Genomic DNA, 23,335 nt, shown 5'->3' with positions numbered 1-23,335 from the left:
GAACCGAGTGCTATGCAATAACACCTTCATAGCCAACCTATTTTGAAAACCTTTCTCGATCATGGCCGCTGACACTTTCCCGCAAATGTCAGTTTGTCGTTTTCGATACGCAGCGTTTGCGGTTCGGAGTCAGGCCCCACTTTCCATTCGATTTTGGAAGACCCAAAATTCCGAATACAAAACCTAATTCCCTCATAGCGCCCAGCCTCACGAGCACCATCTAGCGAGGCACCGACGCCATTCACGGTAACAGTGAAATCTGCAGGCGACGCTCGTTTGTCTACCGAACGGGCGTTGGCACGAAAATATATTCCATCAAACAGGACACGATTGTTTGACGATTTTGCTCCACATCCGGACAAAATAGCCAAACAAAGGAAGGCAGAAAGAAGAACACGTAAGGAAACCCGGGGTTTCCTCATGCCAAAAGCGCCATAGCGCCATGCCTTCAACCTATGTCCCGCTTCACTGTTCATCAGAATGCAGCTACCAGCGCAATAAGTCCCAGAATGAACATGCATGCCCAACCCAGAACATAAAATATCGACCTCGGACCCGCATTCGGTTTGCCAATACCGCGCAAGTGGATGACCAGCATTACAATCCGAGCCACTAGAGCGACCGAAGCCAGCAAGTTCACCCAAAAGGGGCTTGCGCCCAAAAGAATCGCGGCGACCGTAACGGTCAGGAACGCAGGTAAGGTTTCAGTCCCGTTCAAATAGGCTCGGTTCAGTCGATACGCCTTATCAGAATAATCCTGCTCCGGCGTGCCCCCAGGAGCCAGCCCCTTTCCTTGCTTGGCCAACGCCGTGAAAGGCGACATGAAAAGGACGATCAATGTAAAGATCACCAAAGAGGCAATCGCGTGGGAATATTCAGCAAATACTTCCATTAGAATTACTCCGCAGCTATCGCACCAATACGGCCTGATTTTTGGGCCTTGATGCGGTCTTCGATCTCTTCGCGAAAATTGCGGATCAAGCCTTGAATTGGCCATGCCGCAGCGTCGCCAAGGGCACAGATCGTGTGACCTTCTACCTGTTTGGTCACATCAAACAACATGTCGATTTCTTCGAGTTCGGCTTCGCCTCGGACCAAGCGGTCCATAACCCGCATCATCCAACCCGTGCCTTCCCGACATGGTGTGCATTGTCCGCAACTTTCGTGCTTGTAGAACTTTGAAAGCCTCCAAATCGCCTTGATGATGTCCGTGGATTTGTCCATCACAATTACGGCCGCCGTTCCCAGTCCCGAACCCAACTCGCCGCGAAGATAGTCAAAATCCATTATTGCATCGCGCATGTTTTCGCCGCGCACGCAAGGCACTGAGGACCCACCGGGAATTACAGCCAGCAGATTATCCCACCCACCGCGAATGCCGCCGCAATGAGTTTCGATCAGTTCTTCAAACGAAATCGACATAGCTTCTTCGACAACGCAGGGGTTGTTCACATGGCCAGATATCGCAAAAAGCTTGGTTCCGGCGTTGTTCTGGCGCCCAAATCCAGCAAACCAATCAGCACCACGCCGCAGGATAGTCGGTACAACGGCAATCGACTCCACGTTGTTCACTGTGGTCGGGCAACCGTAAAGCCCCGCACCAGCAGGAAACGGAGGTTTCATCCGGGGCATGCCTTTTTTGCCCTCAAGGCTCTCAATCAGCGCGGTTTCTTCCCCACAAATATAAGCTCCAGCACCGTGGTGAAGGAACAGATCGAAATCCCATCCCGATCCGGCGGCGTTTTTGCCCAAAAGACCTGCGTCATATGCCTCGTCAATCGCAGCCTGCAGTGCCTCCCGCTCGCGGATGTATTCGCCACGCAGATAGATGTAACAAGTATGCGCATTCATGGCGAAAGAAGCGATCAAGCATCCTTCGATCAGGGTGTGAGGATCATGGCGCATAATCTCTCGATCTTTACAGGTGCCGGGTTCGGATTCGTCTGCGTTCACAACAAGATAAGCAGGGCGCCCGTCGCTTTCCTTAGGCATGAATGACCATTTCAGGCCAGTTGGAAAACCCGCGCCGCCGCGACCGCGAAGACCCGAGTCTTTCATCGTCTGAATGATCCAATCGCGTCCCTTGCCGATCAAACCTGCGGTACCGTCCCAATGCCCGCGGGCTTCCGCGCCTTTTAGCGTTCGCTCATGCATCCCATAGATGTTGGTAAAGATCCTGTCCTGATCCTTCAGCATCGCTCGCTTACCCTTGGTTGTCCTGACGCATGCGCCAGAGTTGAAAAATATTGACACCCGCGTAGATGAAACCTGCCAGAGCGGCAAAATCAAAAAGCAACGCATAACGCCCCGGCAATTCCATCGCGGGGCCAATAAATAGCGACATCGCAAGCCAGAAAAGCATAGTCACCGCGATGACCACGCCAATACGTCGGCCCTTTCGGGCTATTGCCTGTTCTTTGTCTTTGTCCATCTCACCCTGATGCCTTGCTGGGCACCGTTGTTCAGTCTTCGTAAATGCCATCTTTCTTGGCACGCTTCGCAAATTCTGTATCCTCGCCAGCCGCCAGTTTGACCGCTTGCTGAATCCAACCATCTCGCTCTATCCGACCCTTGAATTTCAACCGGGAGTCCACCCATGCGACGTTTTCCGGCGTCCATTTCGCTATCTGGTCAAAGTGGAAAAATCCGAGATCGTTTAGGGTCTGTTCCAATTTGGGACCTACGCCCTTCAAAAGTTTCAGATTGTCAGGTTTTCCATTTCGGGCGTCCGTCAGAATCTCTGGCTGGTCATCTGTTTCCTTGGCCTTGGCTTCGGCAGCCTGTCTTACAGCAGGCTTCCCCGGAGCCATCGCCTTTGGCGGTTTCGGTGAAGTCTTGTTAGCCGCCGCTTTGCCATCTTTACCAAGCCACGGAGTAAGGATCGATATTTCAGTTCCGTCAATTCTTTTGATCGTATCGCCCAGATCTGCGGCCAAAGCGACGCTTGCATTGTATTTCGGCTTGTCGCCTTCATGTTCCATTAGGCTGGTCAATCCGCCCAAAGGTTCCGCAGCGTAGCGTCCGTTCTGCGAACCAGGGGTCGGAACCTTACCCGCCGCCAAATCTTCAATGATGCTGGAAAAACTTTCGGCCGTCAGGTCTTCGTAGTAATCCTTGCCGATCTGAGCCATCGGCGCATTGGTGCAGGAACCAAGACATTCAACTTCTTCCCAGCTGAGCTTGCCATCTGCCGACAGCTCATGCGGTTTCGCCGAAATCTTTTCCTTGCAAACAGCGATCAAATCCTCGGCCCCGCATATCATGCAAGAAGTCGTGCCGCACACCTGAATATGCGCAATAGAACCAACGGGTTGAAGCTGAAACATGAAGTAAAAAGACGCAACTTCAAGCACGCGAATATAGGCCATGCCAAGCATATCGGCGACGGCCTCAATCGCTGGACGGCATAGCCAGCCCTCTTGTTCTTGTGCGCGCCAAAGCAGCGGGATAACCGCACTGGCTTGACGCCCTTCTGGGTACTTGGTGATCTGCGCTTCGGCCCATTGCCGATTTGCGGCGGTGAAGGCAAAGCTATCTGGTTGCTCGGGATGCAGTCGACGAAGCATTAGCGGTCTATCTCTCCAAATACGACATCCATCGTGCCGATAATGGCAGCGACATCGGCCAACTGGTGACCTCCGGCAACATGGTCCATTGCTTGCAAATGCAGGAACCCGGGCGCTCGAAGCTTGGCGCGATATGGTTTGTTGGAGCCGTCAGCCACCAAATAAACGCCAAACTCGCCCTTTGGTGCTTCGACAGCGGCATAAACTTCGCCCGCAGGTACGTGGAAGCCTTCAGTGTAAAGTTTGAAGTGATGGATCAGACTCTCCATCGAAGTCTTCATATCCGAGCGTTTTGGCGGTGTGATCTTTCCGCGCGCCAAAACGTCACCGGGGCATTCGCGTATCTTGGCGATTGCCTGACGAATGATAAGAAGCGACTGGCGCATTTCTTCCATACGCACCAGATAGCGATCATAACAATCGCCGTTCTTGCCAACGGGAATCTGGAACTCGAATTCGTCGTAGCATTCATAAGGCTGTGCACGCCTTAGGTCCCATGCCAGGCCCGATCCGCGCACCATCACGCCCGAAAAGCCGTATTTTTGGATGTCGTCTTCGGTCACAACGCCAATATCTGCGTTGCGCTGTTTGAAGATGCGGTTTTCAGTCAGCAGGCCATCAATGTCGTCTAGAACAGAGGGAAATTCGTGGCTCCATGTCTCAATATCGTCCAGCAGTTCCGGCGGCAGGTCCTGATGCACTCCTCCAGGACGGAAATAAGCAGCATGCAAACGAGCACCACACGCACGCTCGTAGAAAACCATCAGTTTTTCGCGTTCTTCGAAACCCCAAAGCGGCGGAGTCAATGCGCCGACATCCATTGCCTGAGTGGTCACGTTTAGCAAGTGGTTCAGTACGCGCCCGATCTCGGAATAAAGGACGCGGATCAATGAGCCACGACGCGGCACCTCGACCCCTGTCAACTTTTCAATGGCCAGGCACCATGCGTGTTCCTGATTCATTGGCGCCACGTAATCCAGCCGGTCAAAATATGGCAGGTTCTGCAGATAGGTCCGGCTTTCCATCAGCTTTTCCGTGCCACGGTGCAACAAGCCGATATGCGGATCGCAACGCTCCACGATCTCTCCATCCAGTTCCAGCACAAGACGCAACACACCGTGCGCTGCCGGGTGTTGTGGGCCGAAGTTGATGTTGAAATTGCGAATCTTCTGCTCGCCACTTAGCGCGTCGGCGCTACCGTCATCGTATCGAGAGCCGTCCATCATTACCGCCCCCGCTTTTTCTTGTTCGCCTCAGCCCGAACACGGACCTTTTTTGACTCAGCTGCTTTGGCCGCTGCACCAGCAAGCAATACGCCCAGCGCACCCACGAAAATTATTTCCCCCAGCATCTCAGCGACGCTCCATTTCTTGCAGCTTCATGGCCATCACCCAAAGCAGGACCAAGGTTCCAATCGGGACGACACAAACCACCACCCAGAATTTCTGGATTCCGAAATGCGGCAACAACTTTATCATCGGGATAATCGTTGCCACGGTTATGACCAGCCAGATCAGAAACTCCATAATTTACGACTCCTGCTTCTCGTCTCCCGGAAGAATGTAGTTCGCACCCTCCCATGGGGACATGAAATCGAATTGACGGTATTCCTGCACAAGAGAAACAGGTTCGTATACGACACGCTTTTGCGCCTCGTCATATCGTACTTCTGTATAGCCGGTGGTCGGAAAATCCTTGCGCAGCGGATATCCGCGAAAACCATAATCGGTCAGAATACGGCGCAAGTCCGGATGCCCTGAAAACAGAATGCCGAACATGTCAAAAACTTCGCGCTCGAACCAATTGGCCGATGGGTGAACTTCGGTAATCGAAGGCACCATGTCTTCCTCTCGGATCGAAACCCGAAGCCGAACGCGTTGGTTCCGGTACATCGACAAAAAATGGTAAACAACGTCAAACCGCTTGGCGCGTTCGGGATAATCCACCCCGGTGATGTCCACTAGAGTTGAAAACTGGCAGTTACGGTCGGATTTCAAATGCTCGACAAACTCGACCAGATTTGACGGGGCGACATCAATGTTCAGCTCCCCATGGGTAACATCCCAGGACAGAACGCAATCGGGACGCTTGAGTTCTATATGCGTGCCAAGTTCGTTGAGTGCTTCGCTCATCAACTTTCTCCTCAGCGCACTATGGTGCCGGTACGGCGAATTTTGCGTTGCAGCTGCATCAAACCGTACAGCAACGCCTCGGCAGTCGGGGGACATCCGGGAACATAGATATCTACCGGAACGATGCGATCGCAACCACGAACGACTGAGTAGGAGTAGTGATAATATCCACCGCCATTCGCGCAAGATCCCATCGAGATCACGTAACGCGGCTCGGGCATCTGATCATATACCTTGCGCAGAGCCGGAGCCATTTTGTTAGTCAGCGTTCCTGCAACGATCATAACATCGGACTGCCGCGGCGAGGCGCGGGGCGCAATACCAAACCTTTCAGCATCGTAACGCGGCATCGAAGTATGCATCATCTCGACCGCGCAACATGCCAGCCCGAAAGTCATCCAGTGCAGCGAACCGGTGCGTGCCCAATTTATAATGTCTTCGGTTGACGTCAGCAGAAATCCCTTATCCTGCAACTCGGCGTTCAGGGTCTGGGTCGCAACTTCTTTGTCAACACCAGCGGTATTGGCACCCGTCATCACTCCCATTCCAGCGCCCCTTTCTTCCATTCATAGGCAAAGCCAATGGTCAGAACGGCCAAAAACACCATCATGGACCAGAAGCCAACATCGCTGATGTCCTTGAACCCTACGGCCCAGGGGAAAAGAAATGCGATTTCAAGGTCAAAGATGATGAACAGAATCGAAACCAGATAGAATCGGACGTCGAACTTCATCCGGGCATCGTCGAACGCATTGAAACCACATTCATATGCGCTGACCTTTTCAGGGTCGGGATTGCGTACGGCAAGCACTACGGCAGCAAGAATCAGTACGATTCCCAAGCCTGTAGCAACGGCCAGAAACACCATAATCGGGAGGTATTCCCGCAACAGGTCTTCCACGAATAGCTCCTTTCCCGCGCAGGCCTCGAATGGGTGCGCCGTCAATTGGCAGTTTGACTGGACATTCTCTATCCGTGTGGGGTGATAGGGTCAACCGAACACAAACGCACAGGGGACGAATTCTCGAACCCAAACAACCCCGTATCTAACACGGTTCGCAGGCACAGTTAAAAAGTTGCAAGAACTAGCTAAGCCTAGCAATTCCAATTAGGTTTCCGTTGGTCGAAAAACGCGGCAATCCCTTCGCCGGCTTCGTCAGTTTCCCACCTTTCAACCAGCGCGTTGATGGTTTGATCGATCACTTTATCGTCGATTCTGGGTCCCAGCGTTCGGATCAACGATTTGGCCGATGCTACTGCACCCGGCGCACAGGCAAGATACGGCTCCACTTCGGCCTCGACCGCGTCTGCCAAGTGGTCAAATGGCACAGCCTTGGATAGCAGACCGAGGTCAACAGCCTCAGCGGCGTCAAACAATCGCGCCGACATAAAGACACGTCTTGCACGCGCTTCGCCCATGCGCGCTATCACATAAGGGCCGATGGTCGCAGGTATAAGCCCCAGCCGGGTTTCGGTCAGGGCCATTTTCAAATTGTCTGCACCAAGAGCAACGTCGCAGACCGCCGCCAAGCCTACGCCTCCGCCAAACGCATTTCCCTGCAGGGCGCCAATCAGAGGTTTGGGCAGTTCGTTGAGGCTCTGTAACATCTCGGCCAGTTTGCGTGCTTCGGCAAAGCGGGTTTTTGCATCTGCCGCCATTTGCTCCTGCATCCATCCTAGATCACCGCCGGCACAGAAACTCTTGCCCGTACTTGCAAGAACAACCACACGGACCGCGGGATCTTGCGCCAATTGGATCGCGGCATCAGTCAATTCCGCAATCATTTGCGCCGACATCGCATTATGTTTTTCAGGGCGGTTCAATGACAGCGACGCAACGCCCCGGTCGTCGGTCGCTAATGAAATTGTGTGGTACATTCCAACCCTTTCATCATTGGCGCATGGCACGGGCCATTTGCGCTGCTTCTTCCAGAACTGCTTCGTCCAGCCCTGTTTGATACCCTAACCTGTGCAGATGCGCGGCCACCTCCTCGGTCGCGACATTACCTGCCGCCCCGGGCGCATAGGGGCAACCGCCTAAACCACCGACTGCAGCATCGAAGACCCGCACACCCAAAGTCAGTGCAGCATCGATGTTGTCGATAGCCCTGCCATTGGTGTTATGAAAATGACCGGCTAACCGCGTGACTGGGACACGATCCCGTACGGCCAGCAGCATTTGTGCCACCGAATCCGGAGTACCCTGTCCGATCGTGTCTCCTAATGAGACCTCGTAACAGCCCAGGGAAAACAAACGGTCCGCGACCTCTGCGACTTTATCTGGCGGTGTTTTACCGTCATAAGGGCAATCCGTAACGCAGGACACATAGCCTCTCACAGGCAAGTCTATGTGTCGCGCGGCTTCGAGAATAGGAATGAACCTTTCAATCGATTCCGCGATAGTGGCATTGATGTTCGCTTTGGAAAATCCTTCGGACGCTGAGGCAAACACTGCGATCTCGTCGGCATTAGCCGCCAATGCATCCTCGTACCCGCGCATGTTTGGTGTCAGAGCTGCATAGCGCACTCCTTCCTTGCGAGTAATCCCTGCCAAAACCTCTGCGCTTCCTGCCATTTGCGGCACCCATTTTGGTGAAACAAAACTAGCGACTTCAATTCGGTGAAATCCTGCCTGACTAAGGCAATCGACCAATGCCACTTTCTCGGATACCGGAATTTGGCGCTTTTCATTCTGAAGTCCATCGCGCGGCCCAACTTCAAAAATCTCGACCGGTTCAGCCATTGCTAAGCCTTTCTTTCATTAAATCTGATCAGAATTCTCGGCAGCAGAACTACGGCCAAACTTTTCGAAACAGATCATTCCTCTTGTAAACGGACAAGCGCCGCCCCCGCTTCTACCTGTGCACCGGCGGAAGACAAAACTTCGGCAACAACGCCGTCTCGCGCGGCGAGCAAAGCATGCTCCATTTTCATAGCCTCTAGAATAACCAGCCTATCGCCTTTGCTAACTGTTTGACCCATCTCCACAAAAACGGCTTTTACGAGACCGGGCATCGGCGCTTCGATCAAGTTGGTATCACCGGCGGCGGCAGTGTCCCGATCAAGCGGGTCAACGACATCGAAACTGTGGCCGTAGTCACAAAAGACAGTGATCTTTGATCCGGAAACAGCCACATTCGGCATCGGAGTGTCCTCCAGACGCCAACGGCCATCAACGCGTTCAGCTGCAACCGTTTCGTCGTTTACGCTCCAGACTTGAATATCCGGTCCTTTGACTTGAACATCGAACACAATCTGTTGTCCGTCTTGTTCCAATTGAACCGAACGGCGCAAAGGCGACCACAGTGTAAACCCGACATCGTCACCTGGTTCGAACAGTTGAAGCGCCGCCATAGCTGCGGCTACTCCAATTTTTGCCGATCCCTGACTTTGACTGGTCAGGTACTCGATATCACGCCCTATTAACCCGGTGTCCACGTCACCTTTAATAAATTCTTGATGTCGCGCCAGTGCGCCGAGAAAGGCAAGATTGGTTACTGTCCCCGCAACTTCTGTTTCCTGCAAAACGCGGTCCAGCATTTTCAAAGCCACCCCGCGTGTCGGACCGTGAACTATCACTTTTGCGATCATCGGATCATACCAAGGGCTGATTGCGTCCCCGGCACGAACGCCGCTGTCAGCTCTGCAATCTGCGGGAAACTTTAGATGCGTCAGCATTCCCGTTGCGGGTAGAAATCCCTTTGGCACGTCCTCGGCATACAAACGCGCTTCAAAGGCGTGCCCAGTGATTGACAGGTCTTCTTGGCGCAGGGGCAGAGTCTCTCCTGAAGCCACCCGCAGTTGCCACTCCACCAAATCGACCCCTGTAATTGCTTCGGTTACAGGATGTTCCACCTGAAGGCGTGTGTTCATCTCCATGAACCAAAACCGATCAGGACGCAGGCCATCTGATGCATCGACAATGAATTCGACTGTCCCGGCACCTTTATATCCTATGGCTTCGGCAGCGCGAACTCCAGCTTGTCCCATGGCGCTTCGCATTTCTTCGGTCATACCGGGAGCCGGAGCTTCCTCTATCACCTTCTGGTGGCGCCGCTGAAGGGAGCAATCCCGTTCGAAAAGGTGAACCGCATGGCTACCGTCGCCAAAAACCTGAACCTCGATATGCCGGGGCTTGGCTACAAACTTCTCGACCAGCACAGCGTCGTTACCGAAGGCGGTCAGAGCCTCACCACGTGCACTTTCGAGCGCCTCGGAAAAGTCCTTGGGCTGCTCGACCAGCCGCATGCCCTTTCCGCCTCCGCCAGCGACGGCTTTTATCAAAACCGGATAGCCAATCGCCTCGGCAGCACCCGCCAAATGCTCAGGGTCCTGATTGTCACCATGATAACCCGGTACAACAGGAACACCCGTTTTCTCCATCAGAGCTTTAGCGGCGTCCTTTAGGCCCATCTTGCGGATTGCATCGGCCGATGGGCCAATAAAGGTCAACCCAGCAAGCTTAACCGCCTCGACAAAGTCCGGGTTTTCGGAAAGGAACCCATATCCTGGGTGTATAGCCTGAGCACCAGTATCCAGGGCGGCTTGTATAATCGCATCGCCTCTGAGGTAACTATCCGCCGGCGCTGGCCCGCCTATGTGCACGGCCTCGTCTGCCACTTGCACATGTTTGGCATTTGCGTCGACGTCCGAAAAAACAGCGACACAACTGACTCCCATTTTTTGCGCGGTGTGCATTACCCGGCACGCGATCTCCCCGCGGTTGGCAATTAGGATTTTATTGAACATCAGCGAATCCTTGTAATTCGAATCCCACCGCTTCAAATTTCAACTTATGAGCGAAAACATTTACGATCCCGACTTCGTAGCCGGCGTCTTTGATCGTTGTTCCAGTGCCTACCGAAACTGGAGCACAATTGCGTCTTTTGGGATGATAAGGGCTTGGCGCAAAGCCTGTGTAAAAGGACTTGAATTGCCTCCTGAGACCAATGCAGCGGGTGTCGATCTTATGGCCGGAACTGGTGAGGTCTGGCCGCACTTGTTCAGCAAATTTCCCAAAATCAGCAAAATCACCGCCATAGATATAAGCTCTGGTATGCACAAACAGGCGATAGACCGCCTTCACAAAAGTAAGGAAGACCGAATTTCTCACCACTGCGCAAATATGTTGACCACTGACCTGCCGAGTGCGACTGCCGATTTTGCAATCTCTACTTTCGGTCTTAAGACTTTCAACGCTTCGCAACATCTGACCTTTGCACAGCAATTGGAAAGGATCCTCAAACCGGGAGCGCCATTTTCTTTGATCGAAACAACAGATCCCGTCGAATGGCATTTGCGACCTCTTTACCGTATCTATTTGGACAGCGTTTTGCCGCAAGTTGAACGGTATTTTTTGAACGGCGCGCAGGACTTTGCCATGATCGGCACCTACACACGAAACTTTGGCAAAGGTTCCAGCGTGTTGAACGCGCTCCAAGCCGCGGGGCTTGAAATAAAAGTAAAGTTCTTTGTCGGTGGCAGTGCCGTTAGGTTCGCGGGGTTCAAACCAATCACAAATGGTCATGAATCACATCCTGAACACGCCAAAGCGCGTCTCCCCGATCGGCGCGTTCAATGCTGCTCTCAGCGATAATGCCAGCACATCGCGGCTTTTGCGCGGGTCAATTATGCCGTCATCCCAGAGACGCGCGGAGGCGTACAATGGATGCGACTGCTCCTCGAACATTTCCAAAGTGGGGCGTTTGAATTCAGCTTCTTCTTCTTCGGACCAGATCCCACCTTGCCTTTCAATCCCATCTCGCTTGACCGTGGCCAAAACACCCGCAGCCTGCTCGCCGCCCATGACTGAGATGCGCGAATTGGGCCAGGTCCAAAGAAATCTGGGCTGATAGGCGCGGCCGGCCATGCCGTAGTTGCCAGCGCCAAACGACCCGCCGACAAGCATAGTGATTTTGGGAACTGCAGTTGTTGCCACTGCGGTCACCATTTTGGCGCCATGCCGAGCAATACCCTCGCTTTCATATTTTTGCCCAACCATGAAACCGGTGATATTCTGCAGGAACACAAGGGGAACTTTGCGTTGCGAACAAAGCTCGACAAAGTGGGCACCCTTTTGAGCGGACTCGGAAAACAAAACACCGTTGTTGGCAACAATTCCAACTGGGCAACCTTTGACATGAGCAAAGCCGGTTACCAATGTCTCACCGAACCGTGGTTTAAACTCGTCAAAACGCGACCCGTCCACAAGCCGCGCGATCACTTCGCGTATGTCATAAGGCGTCCGCAAGTCTGAGGGGACTATGCCAAGAATTTCTTCGGGGTCGTATGCAGGGTCCTCGGGACTTGCCCAATTTGTTTTGCTGCCTTCGCCCAAATTCAGTGACAACACTGCACGGCGGGCCAGCGCCAGAGCATGCGTGTCGTCTTCGGCCAAATAATCCGCTACACCGGATAACCGGGTGTGAACATCGCCGCCGCCCAAATCCTCGGCGGATACGACCTCGCCAGTTGCGGCTTTCACCAAAGGTGGCCCGGCCAGAAAGATCGTTCCCTGCTCTCTTACAATGATCGTCACATCCGACATTGCTGGCACATAGGCTCCGCCCGCAGTACATGAACCCATCACGACAGCGATCTGAGCAATACCTTTGGCGCTCATCCTTGCCTGATTATAAAATATGCGGCCAAAGTGATCGCGATCGGGAAAAACCTCGTCCTGATTGGGTAGATTGGCGCCCCCAGAATCGACGAGGTAGATGCACGGCAGACGGTTTTCTTCTGCAATCTCTTGCGCGCGAAGGTGTTTTTTAACGGTCAGGGGATAGTAGGTACCGCCTTTGACTGTTGCATCGTTGCAGATCACCATGACGTCGCGCCCTTCTACGCGTCCAATACCGGCGATGACGCCCGCACAGGGTGCCGCACCATCGTACATACCATGCGCTGCAGTGGCCCCTATTTCGAGGAACGGGGATCCGGCATCCAACAGGTTGGCGACCCGACGACGAGGCAATATTTTTCCCCGCGATTCATGGCGCGCGCGAGACTTCTCGCCGCCGCCCATTCGGGCCGATTCAGCCGCCTCTGATATCTGCTTCAACGCATCTAGATGGGCGGCACGGTTCGCTTGGAAGACCGCTGATGTTGGTACGGCTTTGGATGTTAGTTTCATTGCATCTTTCCCAAATCGCGGAGTTCCAGCGCACGTTCGGCTGTTTCATTCAAAACACAACCGGCGTAGACGATTGAACGTATTGTTCCACCTGACCACAGGCTGTACTGCAACCCACACTCGGCATCCCGAAAACTGATCCACGCCCGTTGTGCTTCACGAAGCTCGTTCGCCAATTCTGCGCTCTCCTGTGCAAGCTCTGCTCTACGAAGCTGGTATTGCTCATTTAGAAACGCGTCCCAGATCAACGTTTCCTCTTGAATACATTCAGTTATTCCGAGTGTCGTACTTTGTCCCGGAACGGTTTGACATAAGTTTGCAGCTTGCCCAACGCATTCAGGCAAACTGTTTCCAACCAATTCTTGAGAAGAACACTGTTGAACATAACCTTTGTCCACAAAGGCTTGTTGGGCAGAAACAACAGTCGGCAATAAAGATAGTATTATCGCTGATCGTATCATTTGGTCTGTTCCTCTGCCGCCAAGATTCTGAGTTCTTTTCGAATAACCTTTCCCGTTACCGTCATCGGCAACGAACTCAAAAAGGCTACTTCGCGAGGATAAGAGTAATGGGCCAAACGATCTTTAACCCATTCTTGTAGTTCCGATGCGGAAGATTCCGCGCCGGGTTTCAGAACAACATACGCCTTCACGATTTCGGTTCGCAATGGATCGGGCTTGCCTACCACACCCACCGTTGCCACAGCAGGATGAGTCAGCAGGCAATCCTCGATCTCGGCCGGTCCAATCCGGTAACCGGACGAGGTAATCACATCATCGTCTCGACCAACGAAACGAAGATAATCGCCCTCCCAAACGCCACGGTCACCGGTGATCAGCCAGTCACCACGAAATTTCTCGACCGTTGCCTCGGAACGGTTCCAGTATTCCAACATCATCGAAGCCGAGCCGCGCCGGATTGCCACGTCACCTTCTTCGTCGGTTGCGTTGCCGTCAGCGTCTAAAACCGCAACCTCGTGCCCCGGCACCGGTTTCCCGATACACCCGGGACGCACAGGGAAATCAACAGCGCAGGAAGAAACAGCCATGTTGCATTCGGTCTGACCGTAGAACTCATTAATGGTTAAACCGAAAGCCCGCTCGCCCCATGCCAGCATTTCTGCCCCAAGCGGTTCCCCGCCCGATGCAACAGAACGCAGACCCGGAACCGCCTGATCCGCCGCCTTCAGCATCCGCAATGCGGTTGGAGGAAAGAACACGTTCCGCACATCGCCACGGGCGATCACATCGGCGCAGGCGTCGGGTGTAAATTTCTCAAGCCTCGCTGCGACCACAGGAATGCCAAGTGCCAGCCCGGGCATCAGCACGTCGAAAAGCCCACCGATCCATGCCCAGTCAGCTGGTGTCCAAAGACGATCGCCATCTCGCAAATGATTGTGGCTAATAGATACACCAGGCAGATGACCCGTCAGTACACGGTGCCCATGTAACGCGCCCTTGGGACGACCGGTTGTGCCAGAGGTATATATCAATACCGCAGGGTCCTCGGGCCCTGTGTTTGCAAACTGAAAGTCTTCATCCGAAGGCGCGATCTGATCAACCAAAACAGATTCAGCCAGATTGCCCAGCAGAGCAGCCCCTACTGCATCTGTAAGCACTATTCTCGCGCCTGCGTCGCCGACGCGCGTCGCCAAAGCGTCATGTTTGAACAGCTTGAATAATGGTACCGAGATGGCACCGATCTTCCAGATCGCAAGATGCGCAGCTGCGCACCAAGGGGACTGGCCGAGTAACACGCCGACGCGATCACCTGCTTTTACCGTTGGCAGAAGTGTTCGAACGATGCCGTCAGTCATCTTGTGCAGTCGATCGTAGGTGTATTCCTCTTGTCCCCTTTCGGTCAGACAAATGATCGCCGCGTTATCGCGTGGATGCGATAGACATTGCCGGGACATGTTAAGCCGTTCAGGAATCGCCCAGCCTCCTACTGAGTTCAAACCCGGTATGCGGCTAGTGGTACGCATGCGAAAGACTCATTAATTTTTGGGCGCTTGCCCGCTGGGTGGAACGCCAAAAAACCCAAGGAACTTGATACAGATCAGAGTTGGCCCGACCCGCTTTATGCAAAATGCCGCCATCAACCATTTCAAAGGCCATACAATGACTCAGAAACTCGCCGCTTTGACGCTTTCGGCTACTCTCGTCGCGTTTGCCGCTCCTGCCCTTGCTCAGAATCAGGGCGATTGGACAGTCGGTGTGGGTATTGGTTACCTCGACCCCAAATCCGACAACGGTACTCTGGCTGGCTTTGATGCCGACGTCGACTCGGATACTCGCCCGATATTCACTGTTGAATATTTTATACAAGACAACCTGGGAATCGAGTTGTTGGCGTCCACGCCTTTTGAGCATGACGTGACTTTGGGCGGCAGCATCGACGCTGGCAGCGTCAAACACCTGCCTCCGACCCTGTCGTTGAACTATCATTTCCCGACCAACAGCGCGTGGAAGCCTTATGTCGGCGCCGGGCTCAATTATACAATCTTCTACGATGAAGATTCCCCGCTTGGCGACCTGAATGTCGACAATTCCTTCGGCGTTTCGCTGCAGGCAGGACTGGACTATATGGTTACCGACAGTGGTGCAATTCGACTGAACGTCCGCTGGTTTGAAATCGACACTGACGTCGAACTTGATGGCACCGATATTGGTACAGCCGAAATTGACCCTTGGCTCATCGGTGTATCCTACGTCCACAAGTTCTGATCCTTGTTAGAGGCGCCCCTAGGAACTTCGGCCTGGGGCGGTTTCTTTAGAGCATATCGGCCATTAACTCGCGTCCGATCAGCATTCGGCGGATTTCGCTGGTGCCCGCACCAATTTCCATCAGTTTGGCGTCGCGAAAAATGCGGCTGACAGGAGTGTCCGACAAAAAGCCTGCTCCGCCCATTGCCTGCACCGCCTGATGCGCCTGAGCCATTGCCTGCTCTGACGCATAAAGGCAACAGGCCGCGGCATCCTGACGGGTCACATCGCCCCGGTCACAGGCCTTTGCGACCTCATAAACATAAGCGCGCGCCGAATTCATAGCTGTGTACATATCGGCGATTTTTCCCTGCATCAGTTGGAAGCTGCCGATTGGTTGGCCGAATTGCTTGCGTTCAGCCAGATAGGGCATGATCTCATCCAAACAGGCCGCCATTATGCCAGTGCCAATCCCAGCCAGAACCACGCGCTCATAGTCGAGTCCAGACATTAGGACGGCAACACCCTTACCCTCTTCGCCAAGAACGTTATCAAACGGCACCTCAACGTCTTCAAAGATCAATTCAGCGGTGTTCGATCCACGCATACCCAGCTTGTCGAAGTGTGGTGAAGTCGAAAATCCGGTCATTTCTTTCTCAATGAGAAAGGCTGTTATCCCTCTCGATCCGGCTTCGGGGTCGGTTTTGGCATATACGACCAAAGTGTCTGCATCCGGACCGTTCGTGATCCAATACTTATTCCCATTCAACCTGTAATGGTCATTACGCTTTTCAGCACGCAGCTTCATTGACACAACGTCTGATCCCGCCGAGGCTTCAGACATTGCCAGAGCGCCAACGTGATCACCAGCGATCAAACGCGGTAAATATTTCTGCTTTTGCTCTTCGTTTCCGTTTAGCTTGATCTGGTTAACGCACAAATTCGAATGCGCTCCGTAAGACAACGAAACTGAGGCAGAGGCGCGCGCCACTTCTTCAACGGCGATCGTATGCGCAAGATAGGACATACCTGCACCACCATATTCCTCTGGCACGGTTACACCTAAAAGGCCCAGATCGCCCATCTCGCGCCACAGTTCGTTTGGAAAGGCGTTGGTCTTATCGATTTCAGCTGCCAACGGCTTAACACGCTCCTGCGCCCAGCGGTGCACCATCTCGCGCAGGGCATTCACGTCCTCCCCCAAATCGAATTCCATCGTGGCCGTGAACATTCGACTCTCCTCTTTCGCGTTAATGAACAACTGTTCAATAACTGAATAACAGCCAAACCTCAGCCGGTCAATCTCTCTGCCTTGCAATAGACCCGAACGCAAAACGCCGCCCTTGGGGGCGGCGGTCAAAAGGAAAGTGCGTGCAGCGCAGGCGCACACCGATAGATCATGACTGGTACACTGACCCCACTTCAGCGCGAATTATCCGAGCAATCAAATCGCAATCCTCCAAAGAAAACGTCAGAGGAACCCGCATGTCCATGATCCCGGTCAGAATACGATCGCTCGCCGGCATCCGCTCACTTTCTGCATACCGCCAACTGTCATAGCGCGAAGTGAAACCAGTTGGCTCCGCACCTCCGAACCATTTCAACTCGACCCCGCGCGCCGCACAACGCCTTATGACTTCGGAAATACGTTCGGGAAGCCAGTCGAGAAGAAGAAACTGAATGGACGAGCCCACATATTTTTCAGTCTCAGGTCGTTCAACGATCGTCAGGCCCGGAGTGCCTCTCAATCCTTCTTCTATTGCCGCGTAACGCTCATTCCAACGGTCAACCTGTCGATCGAGATCGCGTAATTGCGGGCGCAGAATCGCTGCGCGCAAATTATCCATCCGACCAGATACATTGGGCGTCGTATATTTGATCCGCTCGAAGACCTCCGGATCAGGTGCAGCAAGATGACGTTCATAAAGCATGTAAGACCCGGACAGCATCGTGGCTTTAGCTGCCAGTTCTGCGTCGTCAGTAACTAGCAGACCACCTTCGCCTGAATTCACATGCTTGTATGTTTGACAGGAATAACAACCAATTGCCCCTTGGCGACCAGAAAGCTGGCCTTGCCATGTGGCTCCCATTGTGTGCGCGCAATCCTCGATAACTATGACGCCAGCATCGTCGCACATTTGCATCAATCGATTCATATCGCACAAATGTCCGCGCATATGGCTCAACATCAGTACTCGCGCCTGGTCGAGCTTGTTTTGCAAGTCATCCAAATCGATTGTCAGATTTTCCGTTACGCCAACGAATACTGGTTTAGCACCGACTGAAGCAATCGATCCCGGAACCGGAGCCAGCGTAAAGGCATTTGTCAGAACCGAGTCACCCGGCCGAACGTCCACCGCGCGCAAGGCCGTCGCCAAAGCGTACCCACCGGATGAAACCGCCAAACAGTACTTCGCACCCATTTGGGCCGCGAACTCCTGTTCCAGCAGTGCGGTTTCCCCCAATTCACCTGGTGCGGTATTGTAACGATGCAAACGACCATGGCGAAGAACCGCAATGGCGGCTTCAATAGCGTCTTCCGGGATGGGTTCCTGCTGCGTAAAGCTGCCAGAAAAAGTCTCTTTCATAGGCTCGTTCTTAGGGTCTTGAGGGATTGCGTCAAGGGATTATGCTGCCGCGCCGATCAGACCGGCCACCAATTCAGGCAAGTCTCTAAAGTGTTCCAGAAGAGCTTCTGGTTCCAAAGCTGCCATATCTGCGCCGGAGGGTCCGAAAGTGACCAATACAGACGGCACACCGGCCGCACGGGCTGTGTTTCTGTCCGTATCCGAGTCTCCGATCAGAATGCAAAGGTCGGGATTGCCGCCTGCCCTCCGCGCCGCCTCCCGCAGGGGTTCGGGGTCGGGTTTACGAACTGGCAGCGTGTCAGCCCCGACCAACGAAGCAAACTGGTCACGTACACCCATTCGCGTCAATAGCAAATCTGCAAGTGCCTCTGGTTTATTGGTGCAAATGCCAATGCCATAACCTGCAGCCTTAAGTGTGCCCACAGCTTCAATCGCACCGGGGTAGAATTGTGTGTGCGTGTCTATGGCCTGAGAATAAGCCTCCAGCAGTACCGGATAATACTTATTGACCGTTTCGTCCGCGTAGGCTCCTACCCGTTTTAGCCCGTGCGTCAGCATCATTCGACCGCCCCGCAAAGCAATCGCTGCGTCCTGGCCGTGTACCAGAACGTCACCATGTCCCATTTCGCGAAAACAGTGGTTGGCCGCAGCCAACAAATCGCCAGATGTATCGGCCAAAGTCCCATCCAGATCAAAGATGACTGTCCGCATGTATTCTCCTTGTTCGGCAGGTTTCCGCCAATACGTGTTGCAATCGGCAATCTTCTTTGATGGCCGCAGCGCTTGCGCCTTTAGCGTCAGCGGATAAAACGGACGGCGACAAAACAAAAGAGAAAACGATTTTATGAATACCGCCCTTGTCATCCTTGCCGCCGGAAAAGGCACGAGGATGAATTCCGATTTGCCAAAAGTTCTTCAACCTATCGCTCAAACTCCTATGCTGGTTCATGCGATGCGAGCAGGCGCGGTTCTTTCGCCAGAACGCACCGTTATTGTAGCCGGGCACGGTGCTGAAGAAGTGGCCAGGGTTGCAAAGGTCGAGGACGAATCTGTAAGCGTGGCGGTTCAAGAGGAACAGCTTGGCACCGCGCACGCTGTTGCACAAGCGCGGGACGCGCTGACAGGCTTCAAGGGCGATGTTGTTGTCCTGTTCGGTGATACTCCTTTCATTGAGCCAACGACACTGGAGCGAATGATTGCTGCCCGTAAGTCCTTTGACTTGGTTATGTTGGGCTTTGATATTGCCGAGGTTCAACCGCGCTATGGCAGGATGATCATGGACGGTGACAGGTTGCAGAAAATCGTTGAATACAAAGACGCAACCGAAGAACAACGCGCCATTCGCTTTACAAACAGCGGTCTTTTGGCCTGCAATTCCGATCTGCTTTTCGATCTAATTGATCAGGTCAGCAATGAAAACGCATCTGGTGAGTTCTATCTGACCGAACTTGTTGCGTTAGCCAACGCGCGTGGGTTGACGGCAACGGCGATCAAGTGCGACGAGGCTGAAACTCTAGGTGTGGATTCCCGTGCTGATCTTGCAGCTGCCGATGCCGCTTTTCAAACCCGGGCACGCAACGCTTTGTTGCAGCAGGGGGTTACGCTAATGGCGCCGGATACAGTCTATCTGTCCGCCGACACCGTAATAGGACGCGACACCGTCATCGAACCTAACGTGGTTTTTGGGCCGGATGTCACTGTCGAAAGTGGTGCGACCATCCGAGCCTTTTCCCATCTTGAAGGTTGTCACGTAAGCCGAGGAGCAATCGTTGGCCCATATGCACGTATTCGACCTGGCACGGAGTTGGCAGAAAATGCGCGGATCGGCAATTTTGTAGAAATCAAGAACGCTGTGATAGCCGAGGGCGCAAAAGTAAATCATCTCAGCTATATCGGCGACGCTTCTATCGGGGCCGCGTCGAATATTGGCGCGGGTACGATCACCTGCAATTACGACGGGATGATGAAACATAAGACGACAGTTGGCGAAAATGTATTTGTCGGTTCTAACACCATGCTCGTTGCCCCCGTCACGCTTGGGGATGGAGCAATGACAGCTACAGGGACCGTGGTAACCAAAGATGTTGAGCCAGACGCGCTTGCCGTCGCTCGCGCCAAACAACAAAACAAACCGGGTTATGCAAGCAAGTTTTTTGATATGTTGAGGGCGAAGAAGGCTCGCCGCGACAAAGGAGCCTGAGTAATGTGTGGAATTGTTGGCGTTTTAGGCAATCACGAGGCTGCCCCTATTCTGGTTGAGGCGCTGAAACGCCTCGAATACCGCGGGTACGACAGCGCTGGGATTGCCACAGTGAACGGTGGCACATTGGGGCGCAGGCGCGCGGTCGGTAAACTTGTCAATTTGAGCGATCTGTTGGTGCATGAACCTCTGCCGGGAAAATCGGGCATTGGTCACACTCGCTGGGCCACACATGGTGTACCTTCGATCACTAATGCGCATCCGCATAAGGCAGGCCCTGTGGCTGTTGTTCATAATGGCATTGTTGAAAACTATCGCGAGTTGCGCACCGAATTGGCGGAGCATGGGGTCGGGTTTGAAACCGAAACTGACACAGAGACCGTCGCCCTTTTGACGGAATATTATATGGGTACCGGACTGTCTCCAGCCGAGGCCGCCTTCCAAACCATCGACAGGCTTGAGGGAGCGTTTGCGTTGGCATTTCTGTTCGATGGTGAAGAAGACCTGATTGTCGCCGCGCGCAAAGGCTCCCCGTTAGCCATAGGGCATGGGGCGGGTGAAATGTACGTGGGTTCGGATGCCATCGCTCTGGCACCATTGACGGATCGCATCACGTATCTTGAAGAAGGTGACCGCGCAGTGCTGACCCGCACCTCGCTTGAAGTCCGCAACGAAGCAGGCGAGCTGGCCAACCGCCAAATGCGTCAGATCAAACTGGACAATGCCCGGGCAGACAAGGGTGAGCACAAGTACTTCATGGCAAAGGAAATCGCTGAACAACCGATTGTGGTGGCGGAAGCGATTAGATCCTATCTACCATCAGGTGGCGATCACGTGGTTCTGCCGGGCGATGACATCGATTTCACCAAGCTGGACCGCCTGACAATGGTCGCCTGCGGCACCGCATTTTATGCCTGCCTTACAGCGAAGTATTGGTTTGAAAAGCTGGCCAAAATGCCGGTCGAGGTCGATATCGCAAGCGAATTCCGGTATCGGGAACCTCCGGTCCCTGATCGCACCCTGGCGTTATTCGTAAGCCAATCTGGTGAAACCGCTGATACTCTGGCTGCGCTTCGATACTGCGAGGGCAAAGCAGATAAAATCGTTTCCGTCATCAATGTTCCTGAGAGCTCGATCGCTAGAGAAAGTGACGTAGCGCTACCAATTCACGCCGGCGTGGAAATCGGCGTTGCCTCGACCAAGGCGTTTACATGCCAATTGAGCGTTTTGCTTATGTTGGCTCTGAAGGCCGCTGTTGATCGTGGCACATTGAGTCCGGAACAGATCTCTGACCATGCAGCAGCCTTGCGTGGGTTGCCCTCGGTTTTGAACACAGCGCTGGATGAATTTAACACTATTCGCAAATCGGCCCAACGCCTGTCCGAAGCGCGCGACGTTCTTTTTCTGGGCCGTGGGCTGATGTACCCGCTGGCAATGGAAGGGGCGCTTAAACTGAAGGAAATCAGTTATATCCACGCGGAAGGTTACGCGTCGGGGGAATTGAAGCACGGGCCTATCGCCCTGATCGATAAGGATATGCCAGTGGTCGTAATGGCTCCTAAAGACGCAGTTTTTGACAAGACTGTGTCAAATATGCAGGAAGTCATGGCGCGCAAAGGCAAGGTCATTTTGGTATCCGATGACGAAGGAATTGCCGATGCTCAAGACGGGGTATGGAGCACTATACGGATGCCCCATGTTCATCCAAATCTGACACCGATCCTGTATTCCGTTCCTGCACAATTGCTGGCCTACCATACGGCCTTGGCCAAGGGGACGGATGTGGACCAACCGCGTAATCTGGCGAAGTCTGTGACTGTGGAATGACTAACCCGGTTCCTTTGGAATACTATTTGGATCAGATAAAATTCCATGCAGACGCCCATCGTGCAAAACAGGTGGCGGCCTATCACAAAGCTCAGCGACCATATCTGGGTGTGCCTAATCCGATTCTGAACGACCTAACAAAAGCTTGGCGCAAGGAATTGGATGTATCGGGCAGGGTCGCTCTCGCGGACGCATTGTGGCGAACCAATATCCACGAAAGCCGTGTCGCTGCGTCAAAACTTTTGACGCAGGCGCGCATCCGACCAGACGAAGCGGTCTGGAGCCTATTGCAAAGTTGGCTGCCCGAATTTGACGCATGGGCCATCGCAGATCATGCTTGCACGGCAGTCCAGAAACGCTTGATCGCAGACCCGAACCGGCTGGATCAGGTCGCTGAATGGACTGTTTCAGATCACATGTGGACGAAACGTGCCGCTTTGGTCTCAACCCTTCCGTGGACCAAGCAGAACCATCCAAAACCCGATGACTTAGAACGGCGTGATCGAATTTTGCAGTGGGCTGCTGGTTATGTCCCGGACCGAGACTGGTTTATCCAAAAGGCGATAGCCTGGTGGCTACGTGAACTGTCAAAACATGATCCCGAGCGCGTAATCGTATTCCTTGACCGGCATGGTGATGAAATGAAGCCCTTTGCCCGAAAAGAAGCAGGAAAATACTTGCGCGGCTAGTTGGAATATACTTCCAATTCAACCAATTCGTCATAGGGCACAAGTAACGCCCGCATCGCGTCCAAGGATAGTCGGCTACCGCCCCCCCCAGAAGCAGACACCGGAACCAGTGTAATGTAAGCCTGTGCTCCGGTCCTTGGAACGACCACCCGGCCTGTCATTTCCACTTCGACCAACGGCGTTTCCAGCCACCGACCAGGGGTATTCGGATCGCCAAGACCCGCAACAGTCTTTCTGGGTCCATTCCAACCCGCATTGGCAGTGGCCGGAGGCGGTGTTTCGGCCACGGCTTCAACTGTAGCAGGTTGAAGCTCGGGCTCAGGGCTTGAGCCACCAAAAATTCGATCGGATGTGGACCTCACAGCATCGCACCCACTGACCAGAATACATGCTATCAACAGCGTATATCTCATGCTGGAAACTTATCCGCCCTCGCCAATCTGTTCCAGCCTAAAGCGCAGTTCGCCCTTGCCGGTAAGCAATTGCCGCTTTA

General features: G+C 53.6%; 26 protein-coding genes. 5 read left to right on the top strand and 21 right to left on the bottom strand.

Annotated elements, in window-relative coordinates:
• Positions 1-59: 59 nt before the first annotated feature.
• From GOV45_RS14275 to GOV45_RS14215, 14 genes are all read right to left on the bottom strand, one after another.
• Complete coding sequence (locus GOV45_RS14275) at positions 60-476, bottom strand: hypothetical protein (protein ID WP_254448007.1); 417 nt, start codon at positions 474-476, stop codon at positions 60-62.
• The gene (locus GOV45_RS14270; protein WP_170478965.1) at positions 476-892 is read right to left on the bottom strand and encodes an MAPEG family protein; all 417 of its coding nucleotides are present in this window, start codon (positions 890-892) and stop codon (positions 476-478) included. The genes GOV45_RS14275 and GOV45_RS14270 overlap by 1 nt, the downstream gene beginning before the upstream one ends.
• A gap of 5 nt (positions 893-897) precedes the next feature.
• Positions 898-2,196, bottom strand: coding sequence for an NADH-quinone oxidoreductase subunit NuoF (gene nuoF / locus GOV45_RS14265; RefSeq protein ID WP_170478963.1), 1,299 nt, complete (start codon positions 2,194-2,196; stop codon positions 898-900).
• 7 nt (positions 2,197-2,203) lie between these two features.
• On the bottom strand, positions 2,204-2,431 hold the full coding sequence (locus GOV45_RS14260) for a DUF5337 domain-containing protein (RefSeq protein WP_170478961.1): 228 nt from the start codon (positions 2,429-2,431) through the stop codon (positions 2,204-2,206).
• Between the two features lie 31 nt (positions 2,432-2,462).
• On the bottom strand, positions 2,463-3,566 hold the full coding sequence (nuoE, locus tag GOV45_RS14255) for an NADH-quinone oxidoreductase subunit NuoE (RefSeq protein WP_170478959.1): 1,104 nt from the start codon (positions 3,564-3,566) through the stop codon (positions 2,463-2,465).
• Positions 3,566-4,789 carry an NADH-quinone oxidoreductase subunit D gene (locus tag GOV45_RS14250; protein WP_170479050.1) on the bottom strand — a complete coding sequence of 408 codons (1,224 nt, stop codon included), beginning with the start codon at positions 4,787-4,789 and terminating at the stop codon, positions 3,566-3,568. The genes nuoE and GOV45_RS14250 overlap by 1 nt, the downstream gene beginning before the upstream one ends.
• Before the next feature lie 2 nt (positions 4,790-4,791).
• Positions 4,792-4,917, bottom strand: coding sequence for a hypothetical protein (locus GOV45_RS23495; RefSeq protein WP_302477852.1), 126 nt, complete (start codon positions 4,915-4,917; stop codon positions 4,792-4,794).
• A gap of 1 nt (position 4,918) precedes the next feature.
• A complete protein-coding gene (locus tag GOV45_RS14245) occupies positions 4,919-5,092 on the bottom strand; it encodes a hypothetical protein (protein ID WP_170478957.1) in 174 nt (57 codons plus the stop codon).
• Positions 5,093-5,095: 3 nt separating this feature from the next.
• Positions 5,096-5,698, bottom strand: a complete 603-nt coding sequence (locus tag GOV45_RS14240) for an NADH-quinone oxidoreductase subunit C (RefSeq protein WP_170478955.1) — start codon at positions 5,696-5,698, stop codon at positions 5,096-5,098.
• An 11-nt stretch (positions 5,699-5,709) separates the two neighbouring features.
• A complete protein-coding gene (locus GOV45_RS14235) occupies positions 5,710-6,243 on the bottom strand; it encodes a NuoB/complex I 20 kDa subunit family protein (protein WP_120635911.1) in 534 nt (177 codons plus the stop codon).
• Positions 6,234-6,599: an NADH-quinone oxidoreductase subunit A gene (locus GOV45_RS14230; protein WP_170478953.1), complete on the bottom strand. Its 366-nt coding sequence runs from the start codon at positions 6,597-6,599 to the stop codon at positions 6,234-6,236. Before GOV45_RS14230 ends, GOV45_RS14235 begins: the two co-directional genes overlap by 10 nt.
• Before the next feature lie 194 nt (positions 6,600-6,793).
• The gene (locus tag GOV45_RS14225) at positions 6,794-7,576 is read right to left on the bottom strand and encodes a crotonase/enoyl-CoA hydratase family protein (RefSeq protein WP_170478951.1); all 783 of its coding nucleotides are present in this window, start codon (positions 7,574-7,576) and stop codon (positions 6,794-6,796) included.
• Between the two features lie 13 nt (positions 7,577-7,589).
• Positions 7,590-8,441, bottom strand: a complete 852-nt coding sequence (locus GOV45_RS14220) for a hydroxymethylglutaryl-CoA lyase (RefSeq protein ID WP_170478949.1) — start codon at positions 8,439-8,441, stop codon at positions 7,590-7,592.
• A 74-nt stretch (positions 8,442-8,515) separates the two neighbouring features.
• Positions 8,516-10,447 (bottom strand): acetyl/propionyl/methylcrotonyl-CoA carboxylase subunit alpha, encoded by a 1,932-nt coding sequence (locus tag GOV45_RS14215; protein WP_170478947.1) that lies wholly within the window; start codon positions 10,445-10,447, stop codon positions 8,516-8,518.
• A gap of 46 nt (positions 10,448-10,493) precedes the next feature.
• Here GOV45_RS14215 and GOV45_RS14210 point away from each other — a divergent pair, with 46 nt between their 5' ends.
• Positions 10,494-11,294 (top strand): class I SAM-dependent methyltransferase, encoded by an 801-nt coding sequence (locus GOV45_RS14210; RefSeq protein WP_170478945.1) that lies wholly within the window; start codon positions 10,494-10,496, stop codon positions 11,292-11,294.
• Here the strand turns inward: GOV45_RS14210 and GOV45_RS14205 are convergent.
• Genes GOV45_RS14205 through GOV45_RS14195 form a run of 3 tightly spaced genes read right to left on the bottom strand, consistent with a single transcriptional unit; the run spans position 11,229 to position 14,817 of the window.
• The gene (locus GOV45_RS14205; protein ID WP_170478943.1) at positions 11,229-12,833 is read right to left on the bottom strand and encodes a carboxyl transferase domain-containing protein; all 1,605 of its coding nucleotides are present in this window, start codon (positions 12,831-12,833) and stop codon (positions 11,229-11,231) included. The genes GOV45_RS14210 and GOV45_RS14205 overlap by 66 nt on opposite strands.
• Entirely contained in the window at positions 12,830-13,294 is a 465-nt protein-coding gene (locus tag GOV45_RS14200; protein WP_170478941.1) for a lysozyme inhibitor LprI family protein, read from the bottom strand. Before GOV45_RS14200 ends, GOV45_RS14205 begins: the two co-directional genes overlap by 4 nt.
• The gene (locus tag GOV45_RS14195; RefSeq protein ID WP_170478939.1) at positions 13,291-14,817 is read right to left on the bottom strand and encodes an AMP-binding protein; all 1,527 of its coding nucleotides are present in this window, start codon (positions 14,815-14,817) and stop codon (positions 13,291-13,293) included. The genes GOV45_RS14200 and GOV45_RS14195 overlap by 4 nt, the downstream gene beginning before the upstream one ends.
• A gap of 136 nt (positions 14,818-14,953) precedes the next feature.
• Between GOV45_RS14195 and GOV45_RS14190 the strand changes: the two genes are divergently transcribed.
• On the top strand, positions 14,954-15,559 hold the full coding sequence (locus tag GOV45_RS14190; RefSeq protein ID WP_170479048.1) for an OmpW/AlkL family protein: 606 nt from the start codon (positions 14,954-14,956) through the stop codon (positions 15,557-15,559).
• 46 nt (positions 15,560-15,605) lie between these two features.
• Here the strand turns inward: GOV45_RS14190 and GOV45_RS14185 are convergent, their stop codons facing one another.
• The 3 genes from GOV45_RS14185 to GOV45_RS14175 form a co-directional block, all read right to left on the bottom strand.
• Positions 15,606-16,769 (bottom strand): isovaleryl-CoA dehydrogenase, encoded by a 1,164-nt coding sequence (locus GOV45_RS14185; RefSeq protein WP_170478938.1) that lies wholly within the window; start codon positions 16,767-16,769, stop codon positions 15,606-15,608.
• 166 nt (positions 16,770-16,935) lie between these two features.
• The gene (locus tag GOV45_RS14180) at positions 16,936-18,126 is read right to left on the bottom strand and encodes a DegT/DnrJ/EryC1/StrS family aminotransferase (RefSeq protein ID WP_170478936.1); all 1,191 of its coding nucleotides are present in this window, start codon (positions 18,124-18,126) and stop codon (positions 16,936-16,938) included.
• 39 nt (positions 18,127-18,165) lie between these two features.
• The gene (locus GOV45_RS14175; RefSeq protein ID WP_170478934.1) at positions 18,166-18,837 is read right to left on the bottom strand and encodes an HAD-IA family hydrolase; all 672 of its coding nucleotides are present in this window, start codon (positions 18,835-18,837) and stop codon (positions 18,166-18,168) included.
• A gap of 133 nt (positions 18,838-18,970) precedes the next feature.
• On the opposite strand from GOV45_RS14175, the gene glmU reads away from it, so the two are divergent.
• From glmU to GOV45_RS14160, 3 genes are read left to right on the top strand one after another with little or no spacing between them, the layout of a single operon-like run.
• Complete coding sequence (glmU, locus tag GOV45_RS14170) at positions 18,971-20,326, top strand: bifunctional UDP-N-acetylglucosamine diphosphorylase/glucosamine-1-phosphate N-acetyltransferase GlmU (RefSeq protein ID WP_170478932.1); 1,356 nt, start codon at positions 18,971-18,973, stop codon at positions 20,324-20,326.
• A 3-nt stretch (positions 20,327-20,329) separates the two neighbouring features.
• Positions 20,330-22,153, top strand: coding sequence for a glutamine--fructose-6-phosphate transaminase (isomerizing) (gene glmS / locus GOV45_RS14165; RefSeq protein WP_170478930.1), 1,824 nt, complete (start codon positions 20,330-20,332; stop codon positions 22,151-22,153).
• Entirely contained in the window at positions 22,150-22,842 is a 693-nt protein-coding gene (locus GOV45_RS14160) for a DNA alkylation repair protein (protein WP_170478928.1), read from the top strand. The genes glmS and GOV45_RS14160 overlap by 4 nt, the downstream gene beginning before the upstream one ends.
• Here the strand turns inward: GOV45_RS14160 and GOV45_RS14155 are convergent.
• The gene (locus GOV45_RS14155) at positions 22,839-23,255 is read right to left on the bottom strand and encodes a hypothetical protein (protein ID WP_170478926.1); all 417 of its coding nucleotides are present in this window, start codon (positions 23,253-23,255) and stop codon (positions 22,839-22,841) included. The two genes, GOV45_RS14160 and GOV45_RS14155, sit on opposite strands and share 4 nt — an antisense overlap.
• Positions 23,256-23,335 lie beyond the last annotated feature (80 nt).

It is taken from the genome of Ruegeria arenilitoris (genome assembly GCF_013035425.1).
In the GTDB taxonomy this organism is placed as follows: Bacteria; Pseudomonadota; Alphaproteobacteria; order Rhodobacterales; family Rhodobacteraceae; genus Ruegeria; species Ruegeria arenilitoris_A.
Note: the sequence above shows the minus strand (reverse complement) of the source record. Positions and strands in the feature narration are given on the sequence as shown.